This is a genomic window from Enterobacter cloacae complex sp. 370H10 (genome assembly GCF_050031535.1).
GTDB lineage: Bacteria > Pseudomonadota > Gammaproteobacteria > Enterobacterales > Enterobacteriaceae > Enterobacter > Enterobacter intestinihominis.
The window spans coordinates 1,080,072-1,095,318 of record NZ_JBLGWG010000001.1 but is presented as its reverse complement, the minus strand read 5'-3'; the positions used below and the strand labels follow the sequence as shown (position 1 = coordinate 1,095,318).

13 protein-coding genes are annotated in these 15,247 nt (G+C 54.4%); 8 read left to right on the top strand and 5 right to left on the bottom strand.

Annotated elements, in window-relative coordinates:
• Positions 1–42 precede the first annotated feature (42 nt).
• A complete protein-coding gene (gene acrR / locus ACQG2Q_RS05150) occupies positions 43–696 on the bottom strand; it encodes a multidrug efflux transporter transcriptional repressor AcrR (RefSeq protein WP_032624732.1) in 654 nt (217 codons plus the stop codon).
• A 141-nt stretch (positions 697–837) separates the two neighbouring features.
• On the opposite strand from acrR, the gene acrA reads away from it, so the two are divergent.
• The 6 genes from acrA to ACQG2Q_RS05120 all read left to right on the top strand — a co-directional run bounded on the left by acrA (position 838) and on the right by ACQG2Q_RS05120 (position 7,674).
• On the top strand, positions 838–2,031 hold the full coding sequence (acrA, locus tag ACQG2Q_RS05145) for a multidrug efflux RND transporter periplasmic adaptor subunit AcrA (RefSeq protein WP_022647272.1): 1,194 nt from the start codon (positions 838–840) through the stop codon (positions 2,029–2,031).
• Positions 2,032–2,053: 22 nt separating this feature from the next.
• Positions 2,054–5,200, top strand: coding sequence for a multidrug efflux RND transporter permease subunit AcrB (acrB, locus tag ACQG2Q_RS05140; protein WP_023299464.1), 3,147 nt, complete (start codon positions 2,054–2,056; stop codon positions 5,198–5,200).
• A gap of 509 nt (positions 5,201–5,709) precedes the next feature.
• Positions 5,710–6,084 (top strand): Hha toxicity modulator TomB, encoded by a 375-nt coding sequence (tomB, locus tag ACQG2Q_RS05135; RefSeq protein ID WP_006809850.1) that lies wholly within the window; start codon positions 5,710–5,712, stop codon positions 6,082–6,084.
• A gap of 28 nt (positions 6,085–6,112) precedes the next feature.
• Entirely contained in the window at positions 6,113–6,331 is a 219-nt protein-coding gene (locus ACQG2Q_RS05130; RefSeq protein WP_015571250.1) for an HHA domain-containing protein, read from the top strand.
• A 207-nt stretch (positions 6,332–6,538) separates the two neighbouring features.
• Complete coding sequence (maa, locus tag ACQG2Q_RS05125) at positions 6,539–7,090, top strand: maltose O-acetyltransferase (RefSeq protein WP_023305596.1); 552 nt, start codon at positions 6,539–6,541, stop codon at positions 7,088–7,090.
• Between the two features lie 116 nt (positions 7,091–7,206).
• Complete coding sequence (locus ACQG2Q_RS05120) at positions 7,207–7,674, top strand: YlaC family protein (protein WP_022647269.1); 468 nt, start codon at positions 7,207–7,209, stop codon at positions 7,672–7,674.
• Here the strand turns inward: ACQG2Q_RS05120 and ACQG2Q_RS05115 are convergent.
• On the bottom strand, positions 7,646–9,106 hold the full coding sequence (locus ACQG2Q_RS05115; RefSeq protein WP_063849492.1) for a PLP-dependent aminotransferase family protein: 1,461 nt from the start codon (positions 9,104–9,106) through the stop codon (positions 7,646–7,648). The two genes, ACQG2Q_RS05120 and ACQG2Q_RS05115, sit on opposite strands and share 29 nt — an antisense overlap.
• Before the next feature lie 102 nt (positions 9,107–9,208).
• On the opposite strand from ACQG2Q_RS05115, the gene ACQG2Q_RS05110 reads away from it, so the two are divergent.
• The gene (locus tag ACQG2Q_RS05110; RefSeq protein ID WP_046620525.1) at positions 9,209–9,919 is read left to right on the top strand and encodes a GNAT family N-acetyltransferase; all 711 of its coding nucleotides are present in this window, start codon (positions 9,209–9,211) and stop codon (positions 9,917–9,919) included.
• On the opposite strand, the gene ykgO is transcribed toward ACQG2Q_RS05110, so the two are convergent.
• Together ykgO and ACQG2Q_RS05100 are read right to left on the bottom strand one after the other, a co-directional pair.
• On the bottom strand, positions 9,916–10,056 hold the full coding sequence (gene ykgO / locus ACQG2Q_RS05105) for a type B 50S ribosomal protein L36 (protein WP_003859006.1): 141 nt from the start codon (positions 10,054–10,056) through the stop codon (positions 9,916–9,918). The two genes, ACQG2Q_RS05110 and ykgO, sit on opposite strands and share 4 nt — an antisense overlap.
• A 2-nt stretch (positions 10,057–10,058) precedes the next feature.
• Positions 10,059–10,319, bottom strand: coding sequence for a type B 50S ribosomal protein L31 (locus ACQG2Q_RS05100; protein WP_015571255.1), 261 nt, complete (start codon positions 10,317–10,319; stop codon positions 10,059–10,061).
• Positions 10,320–10,534: 215 nt separating this feature from the next.
• On the opposite strand from ACQG2Q_RS05100, the gene ACQG2Q_RS05095 reads away from it, so the two are divergent.
• The gene (locus ACQG2Q_RS05095; protein ID WP_063849491.1) at positions 10,535–12,094 is read left to right on the top strand and encodes an EAL domain-containing protein; all 1,560 of its coding nucleotides are present in this window, start codon (positions 10,535–10,537) and stop codon (positions 12,092–12,094) included.
• A 51-nt stretch (positions 12,095–12,145) separates the two neighbouring features.
• Here ACQG2Q_RS05095 and ACQG2Q_RS05090 read toward each other — a convergent pair whose 3' ends face one another.
• Positions 12,146–15,235: a beta-galactosidase gene (locus ACQG2Q_RS05090; RefSeq protein WP_096216671.1), complete on the bottom strand. Its 3,090-nt coding sequence runs from the start codon at positions 15,233–15,235 to the stop codon at positions 12,146–12,148.
• Positions 15,236–15,247: the final 12 nt, after the last annotated feature.

Here is a 15,247-nt window from a genome sequence, read left to right as displayed (position 1 = left end):
AATAGCGGGAAGGTAATCCTCTAAGACATTTCCTGGAAAGATTCAGGCAGTAAGCGGCGCTCCCTCGCTGCGAAGGGTCGGGCAAAGCTGGCACATCTCCAGGAAAATCGCGACGTAGCTGCGCGCCTCTGATTTCAGATCGAACGACTGCGGGGCGAAAAGCCAGTTTTCCATCAGGCCGGAAATATAACTGCGCATCAGGATCGCCGCCCGGCGCGTTAACAGCGTAGCGGGAAGCATGTCGGCCTGCATACATTCCTTAAGAACTTGCTCGATGCGATCGTAGCTTTCCAGACACAGGTCGCGCTGCGCCTGCTGAACCACCGCCATTTCGCCAACAAACTCACATTTATGGAAGATGATTTCCATCATCAGACGTCGGCGTTCTTCCACAACAGTCGCTTCAAGGATATATACTAATATTTCTCTTAATACTGAGAGTGGATCGTGAGGGAATTTTGCCCGATACTCACTCTCAAGATCGCTGATGCTGGACTCTGAAAGCTCCCAGATTTCACCAAACAGATCTGACTTGTCTTTAAAATGCCAGTAAATCGCTCCCCGCGTGACGCCCGCGGCCTGAGCAATCTGCGCCAGCGAGGTTGCCGAAACACCCTGCTGTGAGAACAAACGCATTGCCACATCCAGAATGTGTTGTCGGGTTTCCAGCGCTTGTTGTTTGGTTTTTCGTGCCATACGTTGATGAATTTACAGGAGTCAGATTTACATACATTTATGAATGTATGTACCATAGCATGACGATAATATAAACGCAGCAATGGGTTTTTAGACTCAGGACCCTTGATCAATTTGAAATCGGACACTCGAGGTTTACATATGAACAAAAACAGAGGGTTAACGCCTCTGGCGGTCGTTCTGATGCTCTCAGGCAGCTTAGCGCTTACAGGATGTGACGACAAAGAGGCTCAACAAGGAGCTCAGCAGGTGCCAGAAGTTGGCGTCGTGACGCTCAAATCCGAACCTCTCCAGATGACAACAGAACTACCGGGCCGCACCAGCGCCTATCGCATTGCAGAAGTACGTCCGCAGGTGAGCGGTATCATCCTGAAACGTAACTTCACCGAAGGCGGTGATGTGAAAGCAGGTGAGTCTCTTTATCAGATTGATCCAGCAACCTATCAGGCGTCTTATGAGAGCGCTAAAGGCGATCTGGCGAAAGCAGAAGCGGCAGCCAAAATTTCGCAACTGACGTTGAATCGTTACAAGAAACTGCTCGGCACGCAGTACATCAGCCAACAGGATTACGATTCTGCCCTGGCCGATGCACAGCAAGCCAATGCAGCCGTTGTGGCGGCGAAAGCGGCGGTAGAAACCGCGCGTATTAACCTCGCCTACACCAAAGTGACCTCCCCTATCAGCGGTCGTATTGGTAAATCAGCCGTCACCGAAGGTGCGCTGGTGCAGAACGGTCAAACCAACGCGCTGGCCACCGTGCAGCAGCTTGACCCGATCTACGTTGACGTTACACAGTCCAGCAACGATTTCCTGCGTCTCAAACAGGAGCTTGCCAGCGGACAACTGAAACAGGAAAACGGTAAAGCCAAAGTTGAACTGGTTACCAACGACGGTATCAAGTTCTCACAGACAGGCACACTGGAATTTTCTGATGTGACCGTCGATCAGACCACCGGCTCTATCACCATCCGGGCTATTTTCCCGAATCCGGATAAAACCCTGCTGCCGGGTATGTTCGTACGCGCCCGTCTTGAAGAAGGGACTAACCCAAGCGCCATTCTGGTTCCGCAGCAAGGTGTGACCCGTACGCCACGCGGCGATGCGAGCGCGCTGGTTGTGGGTGCCGATAACAAAGTCGAAACACGCAATATCACTGCAACGCAGGCGATTGGCGACAAGTGGCTGGTAACGGAAGGTCTGAAAGATGGCGATCGCGTGATTATTACTGGTTTGCAAAAAGTTCGTCCTGGCGCGCAGGTCAAAGCTCAGGAAGTGAAATCTGACGACAAACAACAAGCGTCGGCCGCTGGCCAGTCAGAACAAACCAAGTCTTAACTTAAACAGGAGCCGTTAAGACATGCCTAATTTCTTTATCGATCGCCCCATATTTGCGTGGGTGATCGCCATTATCATCATGCTGGCCGGGGGACTTGCGATCCTGAAGCTGCCTGTTGCGCAATATCCAACGATTGCGCCGCCGGCAGTGACGATCTCCGCAACCTACCCGGGCGCTGATGCCAAAACGGTGCAGGACACCGTTACGCAGGTTATCGAACAGAACATGAACGGTATCGATAACCTGATGTACATGTCCTCAAACAGTGACTCAACCGGTACAGTTCAGATTACCCTGACCTTTGAATCAGGTACGGATGCGGACATTGCGCAGGTTCAGGTGCAGAACAAACTGCAGCTGGCGATGCCCCTGCTGCCGCAGGAAGTGCAACAACAGGGTGTGAGCGTCGAGAAATCGTCCAGTAGCTTCCTGATGGTTGTCGGCGTGATTAACACCGATGGCACCATGACGCAGGAAGATATTTCCGACTACGTGGGCGCCAACATGAAGGACGCCATCAGCCGTACGTCTGGTGTGGGTGACGTTCAGCTGTTCGGTTCACAGTACGCGATGCGTATCTGGATGGATCCGAATAAGCTGAACAACTTCCAGCTGACCCCGGTTGACGTGATCAGCGCAATTAAAGCGCAAAACGCCCAGGTTGCAGCCGGTCAGTTAGGCGGCACGCCGCCGGTGAAAGGCCAGCAGCTTAACGCGTCTATCATCGCGCAAACGCGTCTGACCTCGGCGGATGAGTTCAGTAAAATTCTGCTGAAGGTGAATCAGGACGGTTCGCAGGTTCGCCTGCGTGACGTGGCGAAAGTGGAGCTGGGTGGCGAGAACTACGACGTTATTGCGAAGTTCAACGGTAAACCGGCTTCCGGTTTAGGTATCAAACTGGCGACTGGGGCGAACGCCCTGGACACCGCGACGGCTATCCGTGCAGAACTGAAGAAGATGGAACCTTTCTTCCCGTCAGGTCTGAAAATTGTTTACCCGTATGACACCACGCCGTTCGTTAAAATTTCGATTCACGAAGTGGTAAAAACCCTGGTTGAGGCGATCATCCTCGTCTTCCTGGTAATGTACCTGTTCCTGCAAAACTTCCGCGCAACGCTGATCCCAACCATCGCCGTGCCGGTTGTACTGCTCGGCACCTTCGCGGTTCTGGCGATATTTGGCTATTCGATAAACACCCTGACGATGTTCGGGATGGTGCTCGCCATCGGCCTGCTGGTGGATGACGCCATCGTAGTGGTCGAAAACGTTGAGCGTGTGATGGCGGAAGAAGGCCTGCCGCCGAAGGAAGCAACCCGTAAATCAATGGGCCAGATCCAGGGCGCGCTGGTCGGTATCGCGATGGTTCTGTCTGCGGTATTTATCCCGATGGCCTTCTTCGGGGGTTCAACCGGTGCGATTTACCGTCAGTTCTCTATTACCATCGTTTCCGCGATGGCGCTGTCGGTGCTGGTAGCCCTGATCCTGACGCCAGCCCTGTGTGCGACCATGCTGAAGCCGATTAAGAAAGGTGGCCACGGCGAGCACAAAGGGTTCTTCGGCTGGTTTAACCGCATGTTTGATAAGAGTACGCATCACTACACCGACAGCGTGGGGAACATCCTGCGCAGCACCGGTCGTTATCTGCTGCTTTATATCATCATCGTGGTGGGCATGGCTTTCCTGTTTGTTCGTCTGCCAAGCTCGTTCCTGCCAGATGAAGACCAGGGCGTGTTCCTGAGCATGGCTCAGCTTCCGGCGGGTGCGACGCAAGAACGTACGCAAAAAGTGCTGGATGAGATGACCGACTACTTCCTGACCAAAGAGAAAGACAACGTCGAATCCGTGTTTGCGGTTAACGGCTTTGGCTTCGCGGGTCGTGGTCAGAACACCGGTATTGCCTTCGTTTCTCTGAAAGACTGGTCCGAACGCCCGGGTGATGAGAACAAAGTTGAAGCCATTACCAACCGGGCCATGGGTACCTTCTCACAGATTAAAGATGCGATGGTCTTCGCCTTTAACCTGCCAGCGATTGTTGAACTGGGTACGGCGACCGGCTTCGACTTCCAGCTGATTGACCAGGGCGGTCTGGGCCACGAAAAACTGACTCAGGCGCGTAACCAGCTATTTGGCGAGGTGGCTAAACACCCTGACCTGCTGGTGGGCGTGCGTCCTAACGGTCTGGAAGATACGCCGCAGTACAAGATCGATATCGACCAGGAAAAAGCACAGGCGCTGGGTGTGTCCATCAGTGACATCAATACCACGCTGGGTGCAGCCTGGGGTGGCAGCTACGTCAACGACTTCATCGACCGTGGTCGCGTGAAGAAAGTGTACGTCATGTCCGAAGCGCAATACCGTATGCTGCCGAACGATATCAACAACTGGTACGTTCGCGGCAGCGATGGCCAGATGGTGCCGTTCTCCGCCTTCTCAACTTCGCGCTGGGAATACGGTTCGCCGCGTCTGGAGCGTTATAACGGCTTGCCATCGATGGAGATCCTCGGTCAGGCGGCGCCGGGCCGAAGCACCGGTGAAGCCATGAACCTGATGGAAGAGTTGGCCAGCAAACTGCCTGCGGGTATTGGCTACGACTGGACCGGTATGTCCTATCAGGAACGTCTGTCCGGTAACCAGGCCCCTGCCCTGTACGCCATTTCACTGATTGTGGTGTTCCTGTGTCTGGCGGCATTGTATGAGAGCTGGTCGATTCCGTTCTCCGTTATGCTCGTGGTTCCGCTGGGGGTTATCGGTGCGCTGCTTGCCGCAACCTTCCGTGGGCTGACTAACGACGTTTACTTCCAGGTGGGCCTGCTGACAACCATTGGCTTGTCGGCGAAGAACGCGATACTTATCGTCGAATTCGCCAAAGATCTGATGGAGAAAGAAGGTAAAGGCCTGATTGAAGCAACGCTTGAAGCCGTTCGTATGCGTCTGCGTCCAATCCTGATGACGTCCCTGGCGTTTATCCTCGGCGTTATGCCGCTGGTTATCAGCTCAGGCGCAGGCTCCGGCGCACAGAACGCGGTAGGTACCGGTGTAATGGGTGGTATGGTCACTGCGACCGTTCTCGCCATCTTCTTTGTACCGGTGTTCTTCGTGGTGGTACGTCGCCGCTTTAGCCGCAAAAATGAAGATGTGGAGCACAATCATTCGGTAGAACATCACTGATACCGGTTTCACATGATAAAAAGGCCGCATTTGCGGCCTTTTTCATTTTCAGAAAAATTCATAAAATAGTCTTATTGTCGTTTTATTTATTTTCACCCGTCCTGATAAGACTTATCATAATAATCCGATAAGCTAATCGTAGAATTCAGCATTCTTTTTATATCAATTCATCGCCTAAAATATTCGGACAAATCCTAAATCATCGTAAATGCCGAAGACATCTGAATCCGGACTTCAATTGAAACATTGCGCTAACTCAATGAATCTTAAGGAACGGATTAAAAAAAGGGTTTCTCTCGATAAAAGTGTTCGCGTCTGAGGTCACATTTGCGTAAGCGCTCGCAAGGAAACGTTTTAATTGTAATTTTTCGTAATAGCGCGGTGAAATCCTGATCAGAGTGGCTTATAGTTAGTGTTATCAGGAACACAGCTCCCGTGTGGCTAAGCAAGTTGTATCCATCCCGACATGATGTTCGGTGAGTAAAAAATCACTCAGAAGGGGATGCGCTATGGACGAGTACTCGCCAAAAAGGCATGATATCGCGCAGTTGAAATTTCTCTGCGAATCCTTGTACCATGACTGCCTTGCCAATCTTGAAGAAAGTAACCATGGCTGGGTGAACGATCCTACGTCTGCTATCAATTTACAGCTTAATGAGCTGATCGAGCATATCGCAACCTTCGCACTTAATTATAAAATTAAGTACAATGAAGATAATAAGTTGATAGAGCAAATTGATGAATACCTGGACGACACCTTTATGTTGTTCAGCAGCTACGGCATTAACGCACAGGATTTGCAGAAATGGCGTAAATCAGGAAACCGTCTATTTCGCTGCTTCACGAATGTCAGCAGAGCTAATCCGGTTAGTCTTTCCTGTTAAAATTATTACAAATACTAAGGTGAATTTTATGTCTGATAAACCATTAACTAAAGTCGATTATTTGATGCGCCTGCGACGCTGTCAGTCAATTGACACGCTCGAACGTGTTATTGAGAAAAATAAATACGAGCTGTCTGATAATGAACTGGCGGTATTTTATTCAGCTGCCGACCATCGTCTTGCTGAACTGACTATGAATAAACTCTATGACAAGATCCCCTCTTCGGTATGGAAATTTGTTCGTTAGTCGTTGAAGAGAGACTTTAAGGCACTACGCCCGTTGTTAAGCTGAATTTACCTTTCGTATTACGCTTCAAGTGCAAACGCCAGGTCCCCGTATAAAACGTATTTATACGCAAGAATGTTGTGACTCCTGTCACAGTCACTTTTAGGGAACGTTCCCTTTCTGGCTAATCCTCTTTACGCTACGTAAAACGATTCCAGAGAGGTTCCCATGAGTGAAGAAAAACAGAAGATGATTGCCGGTGAATATTATCGCCCCGGCGATGACACGCTGAGGGCCGACCGTTTACGCGCTCGTCATATTGTTCACCGCTATAACCATACCGCACCCGATGAGAAGGCCGAACGTCGCGCCTTATTATCTGACCTGCTGGGTCAAAGCGAAGGCGCTTATATTGAGCCGAGTTTCCGCTGCGACTACGGCTATAACATCTATCTGGGCAACAATTTTTACGCCAACTTCGACTGCGTCATGCTGGACGTCTGCCCTATCCGCATTGGCGATAACTGTATGCTCGCACCGGGGGTGCACATTTATACGGCCACGCATCCTCTGGACGCGACCGAACGTAACAGCGGGCTGGAGTACGGTAAATCGGTCACCATAGGCCATAACGTCTGGATCGGCGGACGCGCGGTGATTAATCCGGGCGTGACCATTGGCGATAATGCGGTTATCGCTTCCGGCGCGGTAGTGACCAAAGACGTGCCGGCCAATGCGGTAGTGGGCGGGAATCCGGCGAAAATCATTAAAATGATCTAAGCGCATCCTGAGTAACTGTTATGCTTTTTCCTGGCATAACTGTTACTTTCATCGCATAAACCCCTCTCATAAAATAGGCAGATCACCTGTATTTTTAACAATCATAAAGGCAAAAAATGACAGAGATACAGCGCCTGCTTACCGCCACCATCGACGAGCTCAATACCCGCGAAAAGCGCGACAATCGTCCGCGCTTTAGCATCAGCTTTATTCGCAAACATCCCGGATTGTTCGTCGCCATGTACGCCGCCTGGCTGGCAACGCTTATCGTCATGCTGAAGTCTGAAACGCTGGTCGATTCCGTCTGGCTGCTGGTTGTGCTGTTCGTGGTGTTTAACGCGTTTTTCTTTTTCGACGTCAACCCGCGTTACCGGTATGAAGATATCGACGTACTCGATTTCCGCGTCTGCTACAACGGGGAGTGGTACAACACGCGTTACGTGCCGAAGGAGCTGATCGACAGCATCCTGCACTCGCCGGCTGTCGAAGCCGGGCAAAAAGAGAAGTTGCAGAAAATGGTCATCACCAAGGGCCAGCTCTCTTTTTATGATGTCTTTACCCTTTCCCGCCCCGCTGCTGTGTAATGAGCGCCTGAAGACGTCGAATACCCGGCGCAAACTGCGAAGCAGAGGTATTGCCGTAACCTAAAACCAGACCGGTTTGCCCCTGCGTCGTCTCAAGGTAGTACCCGCTCAGTGCAGCGGGTGCCAGCTGAAACGCTCTTGCCTGCTCCACCAGCCGCTGGTCGTCGATACCGTCAATCGCCAGCGCCAGGTGCATCCCTCCTTCTCCGGCAAGAACACGGTGCGGCGTATGAAGCTCTGCGCTTAGCACCTCCCGCAGCTGGCGGTATCGCTTACGATAAAGTCGGCGCATGGCGGCAAGATGTCGCGCATAGTGGCCTTCCTCAATAAATAGCGCCAGGGTGCGCTGTTCAGCGCGATGCCCGCCGCGCAGCAGCGAGCCGATGGCCGGACGCGCCGCCTTAGCCAACGCTGGCGGTAATACCATGAACCCCATTCTGAGCGACGGAAACAGCGTTTTGCTGAACGTCCCCAGATACACAACGGGCGCATTGTTGACCATTCCCAGCATCGCCGGTACGGGCTCACCGGCATAACGGAATTCGCTGTCGTAATCGTCCTCAATGATCCACGCGCTGTGCTGCCGGGCCAGTTCCAGCAGCGCCAGACGCCGCCGCGCGCTGAGCACGCTTCCGTAAGGGAACTGATGCGATGGCGAGGTAAAAATCAGCGTGGGTGAAGGCGCACACAACCCTTCCCAGCACATCCCCTCGTCATCAACCGGTATGCCGCTCATCGCCAGGCCGGTTTTGACGAAAGCGCTTTTAGCACCACTATAGCCGGGATTTTCAACCCAGGCGACATCCCCCGGCTCGCTTAACAGCATCGTGCACAGATTGACGCCCTCCAGTGCCCCTTCGGTTATCACAATCTGGCTGGCATCGCAGTCAATGCCGCGGGAGAGCGCAAGATGGCGGGCAATGGCGGCCCGTAGCGTCGGCTCGCCGGCCGGGTCGCCATACCCTAACAGGGCGCTCCCCTCCTCGCGCAGGACGCGATCGTATAACCGCCGCCACAGCGGCAAGGGGAAATAGTTGATGGCAGGCGTTCCCGGCGTAAACGCCATCACCGGAGTGTCGCGCGGCACAGGCGCGGGCAGTAGCGCGACACGTTTTGTCAGCCTGACGTCCGGGTCCGGTAATGTCCGGGCAAGCGTCCGAGGAGTGAATTGCCCCACCCGCGTACCCTGGCGGCTACGCAGCAAATAACCTTCGAGCGTGAGCTGGTCCAGCGCCGCATTAACGGTGTTTCGGGACACCGAGATCTGCTGCGCCAGCGTTCGCGAGCCGGGCAAATGACTGCCGGACCGAAGCCTTCCGCACAGTATGGCCTCCCGCAAAGCAAGGTAGAGCGCGCGCTGGAGCGTTTCTTCCCCACGTTTTTTCAGCGCAGCATGGAGCAGGGTGTATAGCTCATCACCCGGTATATTCATCTTTACCTCCTCGTGGTACCAGCAAAACATAGCCTGGTGGTTCTTTTTAAGGAACCAGTAATTCACTAATCTGGAGATCTTTTCAACATCGTGGAAATAAAGATGAGTATATTCAATGAGTTTGGACAACCTGTAGGGGAAAGCCTTACCGACTGGCAGCCTCGCCCGCACCCGTCCCGGGTGGTACTTCAGGGTCGCTATTGTCGGCTTGAGCCGCTGCGCGTGGAGCATGCCCACGCGTTGTTCTCTGCGTATTCCCTGGCCGGAGATACCCGAAGCTGGACGTGGCTGCTGCGTGAACCCGATGCCACCGCAGAAGAGTTTGCCGAATGGGTGGCGAGCGTGAGCAAATTATCCGATCCCATCCACTTTAGCGTTATCGATAACCAGACCCAATCTCCTGTCGGGACGCTGTCCCTTATGCGGATCGATCCTAAAAACGGCGTTGTAGAAGTGGGACATGTTCACTTCTCGTCACTGTTAAGCCGCACGCCCATGTCGACAGAAGCGCAGTATCTGCTGATGCGGTACGTGTTCGATACCCTGGGCTACCGACGTTATGAATGGAAGTGCAACAGCCTGAACGAACCCTCCCGCAAAGCGGCCCTGCGTCTTGGGTTTCAGTTTGAAGGGCGTTTTCGCCAGGCGCTGGTCATTAAAGGCCGAAACCGGGACACCGACTGGTTTTCAATTCTCGACAAAGAGTGGTCAGCGCTGGCGAGCGCGTTTGAAAGCTGGCTTGCCACCGACAATTTTACCGTCGATGGCAAACAGAAAAGATCCCTGGAAAGCTGGCGAGAAACGCGCCTCTAGCGTCTTTTTTTACGCCCCTGCACCGCCTTAAAGCGCGGGTTAGATTTGCAAATCACGTATAAGCGTCCCTTGCGTTTGACTATCTGGCAATCCGGGTGACGCTGTTTTGCACTGCGCAATGAGTTAAGCACCTGCATGATTAGCCTCGCTTCGCATCAAGAAAGCCACCAAAACGCTTGCGGAAGCGTGCCGCGCTGCCATCCGTCGAGAAGGTCTTCTGCTTCCCGGTATAAAACGGATGTGATTTAGAGGAGACATCAAGAGTAACGTAGGGATACGTTTTCCCCTCAAGCTCAATTTCACGGTCTGTCTTAATCGTTGAGCCAACTTTAAAATATTCATTAGCCGTGGTGTCGTGAAACACAACGGTGCGATAGGTTGGATGGATATTCGGTTTCATCTCTGGCCTTTATGTATTGTTATAACATAACAAAATACTATCTGAGCTTTGCTGCAAAAACAACCCCTGTGACGCACAGCCTGTTTTTGAAAGGTTTTTTCAAATACTGCCAGAGACTGTTACATGCTATAACTATATCATTTAGCGATAAAAAATTTTTCATCTGGCGCGCAAACTCCATGCCCTGGTCGGGCATATGGAAAGGATACAGCAGCATGCGAACCCGACATCTGGTCAGCCTGGTGACAGGCGTACTGATCTTCTCTGTGCTGGTCCCTGTGTGCCTCAGTATCTGGCTGGCGCATCGTCAGGCAGAGGCGAAATTTGTGGATGCACTGGACAGATATGCCTCGCGCGTCCTGATCCGTACCGACAGAGTCGTTGCGCAGGCAAAACAGGCGCTCACGCACCTACAGTTGTTCAACGCCCCGCCCTGCACTCCTCCGCACTTACGCGAAATGCGTCGTGTCGCGTTCTCATGGCGCTATATTCAGGAAGTGATGTATATCGATAACCTGAAGCCGCTCTGCTCCTCTCTGGAACAATCCAGTAATACGGCGATCTTACCGCCCCCGATGCGGATCACCGCAGACGGATATAGCGCGTGGCTCACCTCGCAAAACGACCTCGGCATTCACCGTTATATGGCCGTTCTGGGGAAAGGACATTATCTGGTAATGGTCGATCCGGCGTCGCTTGTGGATGTTGTCCCGTTCGGTGACATTTCGATGGATGCCGCCCTGGTGGGAAGCGAAACCCATCGGATATTTGCCAGAAGCAATATTCTCGACCCGTATATTCTTTCTGTCGTTAAGGAGCAGCAGGACGTTAAGCGCGTGCAATACAACGGCTCGATGTACGTGTTAAAACCGGTGCCAGAACTGGGGCTTACGGTTATTGCCTGGGCATCGTTAAAACCGCTCGCGGCATCCTGGCATCAGCAGCTGATCATCTGGCTACCGGCTGGCATACTGATAAGCCTGGTTGCAGCCCTTATTGTGCTTCGCATCCTCCGCCGTTTGCTTTCCCCGCGTAACCGGCTGATCGACGCGATCAACAACCGGGAGATCGAGGTTCACTATCAGCCCATTGTGGCGCTATGCAGTGGAAAACTGGTGGGTGCAGAAGCGCTGATGCGCTGGCCGCAGCCAGATGGCAGTGACCTGTCGCCTAATCTCTTTGTTCCCCTGGCGGAGCAGACGGGGCTTATTTCAACGCTGACGCAGCTGGTAGTGAATAAGGTGTTTGAGGATTTAGGTGCCTGGCTGCATCATCACCCGGAACTGCACATTTCTGTCAACCTTGCGCCAGCCGATTTAACGTCCCCCGAGCTGCCTCGCCTGCTGAGTCAATTGCTCAACAAATGGGGCGTCCACCCGCGCCAGATCGCCCTTGAATTGACCGAGCGCGGCTTTGCCGATCCTGCCGTCAGCGCCCCTGCCATCGCTGCGTTTCGGCGCTCCGGGCATGCCATCTACATTGATGATTTTGGTACGGGTTACTCCAGCCTGAGCTATTTGCAGGATCTTGATGTCGATACCCTGAAGATTGATAAATCCTTTGTGGACGCGCTGGAGTATAAGAACGTGACTCCCCACATCATCGAAATGGCCAAATCGCTTAAGCTGGCGATGGTCGCAGAAGGCATTGAAACTGAAGGGCAGCTCGAATGGTTGCATCGCCACGGCGTGCAGTACGGACAGGGCTGGTATTTCAGCAAGGCGCTGCCTAAAGAAGATTTCATTCGCTGGGCCGAGCACAACCTCAGGAAATAAACCCATTGCGCGGTGTTACGTGCGGCCACGGCAGTGGCCGCACGTTTCGGCTCAGCCGTTCTGCTGCCAGCTAAACGTGTAGCGCAGCCGACGGTTTTGCAGAATGAAGGCGGGTGCTACGCTCGGGCTCCATGAGTCGTCCCCCCCCACGCCCATGTGGAAGGCATCAAGATTCAACCAGCAGCCAGCCTCTTCCCGCAGCAAGTGCTGATGCGTTGTCGTATGCAGTTGCTGCTGGCTGTAACGGCTCAGGGAGAAATGGAACTGTCCCTGGAAGTGATGTGAGCCAAACGTCAGCTCACGGGTGTCGCAGCGTAAACCGTTCTCCGTCGGGAAGATATACGGCGTCTGCATGGCGTCCAGCGGTAACGCCCAGCGCCCCTGCTGCGCCGCCAGTTTTCTGTCCGGATAGTTCTCCAGCGGGCCCAGCCCCAGCCAGCGCACCGTTTGCGGGATATCCGCCAGCATAACGCTCAGGCCCACGCGAGCGGGTTCAGGAATGTCAGACGCCACCGTCACCTGCACATCACCGTGCAGTAACCCGTGGTCATCAATCCGCCAGATCTTGTAGCTGATAAACAGCGCTTTACCCTGATGCTCCCAGACGTGCTGCGTGGTCACCACCACCTCACGGGCATGCTGTTCCGCTTCACACTGGATAAGGCGCGAGGATATCTCATACATCCCTGCCGCTTTCCAGCGTTCCACCCACGCGTTCGGATCGATGCGGGTCGCCTCGCTGACGCCAATGTCATTATCCAGCGGCGCGCGGGTAAAGTTATCCGTTAGCGGGGAACGGAGCGTTTCAGCGCCCGCGTTCCACCACTGGGTCAGGTTGCCGGTGAGACGGCTAAACTGCCAGCGCTGCTGCTGATGAGTGATGTCCAGCACCTCGTCCCGCACCGTTAACTGCGGAGGGGTTCCGCCTGCTTTCGGTGGCGTAAGGTACAGCGGAGCCGGGAGCGGCCACTGATCCCAGGCACAACGGTGGCCGGACGGCGACCACGGCGTGGCCTGCGGCTGAACGATCTCCACGTTGAGCCAGACCTCGCCCGGCTCAGCGACAAGTTCAGGCTGCGGGATCTCCACGCGCTGTGTCCCCTGGGGCGCAACAGAAAGGGTTATTTCGCCGGAAGCCAACACCGCACCGTCACGCGCCACCGACCATCGCAGACTCTCGTTGTCAGTATGACGGAACAGATAATCGCTCTGGATATCGACGACCAGCGGAGCGGTGCTCACCAGCGTAAAGGTAAAGAACTGCTGGGCACGCTGTGCCTCGTAAAGGGCGGGATGCGGGGTGCGATCGGGAAACACCAGCCCGTTGAGGCAGAACTGACGATCGTTGGGCTTATCGCCAAAATCGCCGCCGTAGGCCCAGAATGCCGTGCCGTCTTCCGCTTTTTTTGTCAGCGCCTGATCGACCCAGTCCCAGACAAAGCCGCCCTGCAACCGGGGATGGCTGCGGAATGCCTGCCAGTAGCTGGCAAAGCCGCCAAAGCTGTTACCCATCGCGTGGGCATACTCGCACAGGATCAGCGGACGGGTTTCGTCCGGCATACCAATCCACTTTTTAATCGACCACTTTGGCACCGCCGGGAACGGCTGATCCTGATCGACGCGGGCATACATCGGGCAAACAATATCAGTTGCCGCCGTACTGGCCCCCCCGCCTTCGTACTGCACCGGCCGCGTGGGATCGGTGGTTTTCAGCCAGCGGTACAGCGCATCGTGATTCGCCCCATGCCCGGACTCATTCCCCAGGGACCAGATGATGATGGACGGATGATTCCGGTCCCGCTGCACCATACGCGTTACGCGTTCGCTCATGGCAGGCAGCCAGCGCGGATCGTCCGCCAGGCGGCTCATCGGCACCATGCCATGGGTTTCAATATTCGCCTCATCGACCACGTACAGGCCGTAGCGATCGCAAAGCGTGTACCACAGAGGGTGATTCGGATAATGCGAGCAGCGCACGGCATTGAAGTTATGCTGCTTCATCAGTTCGATGTCGCGGCGCATGGTCGCCTCATCCATCACCTGCCCCTTCTCAGGATGATGTTCATGACGGTTCACGCCGCGGATCAGCAGCGGTTTGCCGTTAAGCTTCAGCAGGCCGTTGCTGATTTCGACGCGTCTGAAACCGACATCGCAGGCTTCAGTCTCCAGCATGTTGCCCTGCACATCCCGAAGCGACATGGTCAAACGATAGCGTTCCGGTGTTTCAGCGCTCCACAGCGCGGGATTGTTCACGGGTATCGCCACCGTGAGCCGCTCCGCCCAACTGCCGCGTTCGTCCACGATGGCCGATCCGGGCTGTTGCGTGATTTGCGCGCAGGCTTCGCCGTTACGCCACAGGGTAAACGCCACCTCGCATTCGGCATAGCGTAAGCCTTCCAGCGCAACGTCAACCCGGAGCAGCGCCCGATCGCATTCGGCATTCAGATCGGTCACGATCTGATAATCGGCAATCTGCGTTTCCGGCTTGTGCAGCAGCGAGACGTCACGGAAAATGCCGCTCATCCGCCACATGTCCTGATCTTCCAGGTAGCTTCCGTCGCACCAGCGTAACACCATCACCGCCAGGCGGTTCTGCCCCGGTCGCAGCACCGCGCTGAGGTCGAACTCCGCAGGCAGACGGCTGTCCTGGGAATAGCCCATCCACTGGCCGTTACACCACAGATGAAAAGCTGAATTCACCCCATCAAAGATAATGCGGGTTTGCCCGCTGAGCAGCCAGGCATCATCCATCTCAAATGTGAGCGAGTAACAACCGGTTGGGTTTTCAGCCGGAACATAGGGCGGGTTCACATTTATCGGATAAGTGACGTTGGTGTAGATGGGGGTATCAAATCCCTCCATCTGCCAGTTCGTCGGCACGGGCATCTCAACGGCATCAGACAGATCGTCCGTTACCCATGCCTCGGGCACCTGCTCTGGTGCCGGGAAAAAGCTGAATCGCCAGATGCCGTTAAGCAGACGCTCGCTCAGCGAAGGCTTATCCTCCCGGGCGAGGGTTTCATCGCGCCAGCTATGAAAAGGCGCGTGTGCGGCCAGACGATTCCACTGCGTCACGCCCGGGTTTTCCCAGTCACGACGAGCCAGAATTGCGCTGAGGGTCAGCGGCAATGTGGAAGACATATCAACCTCTTT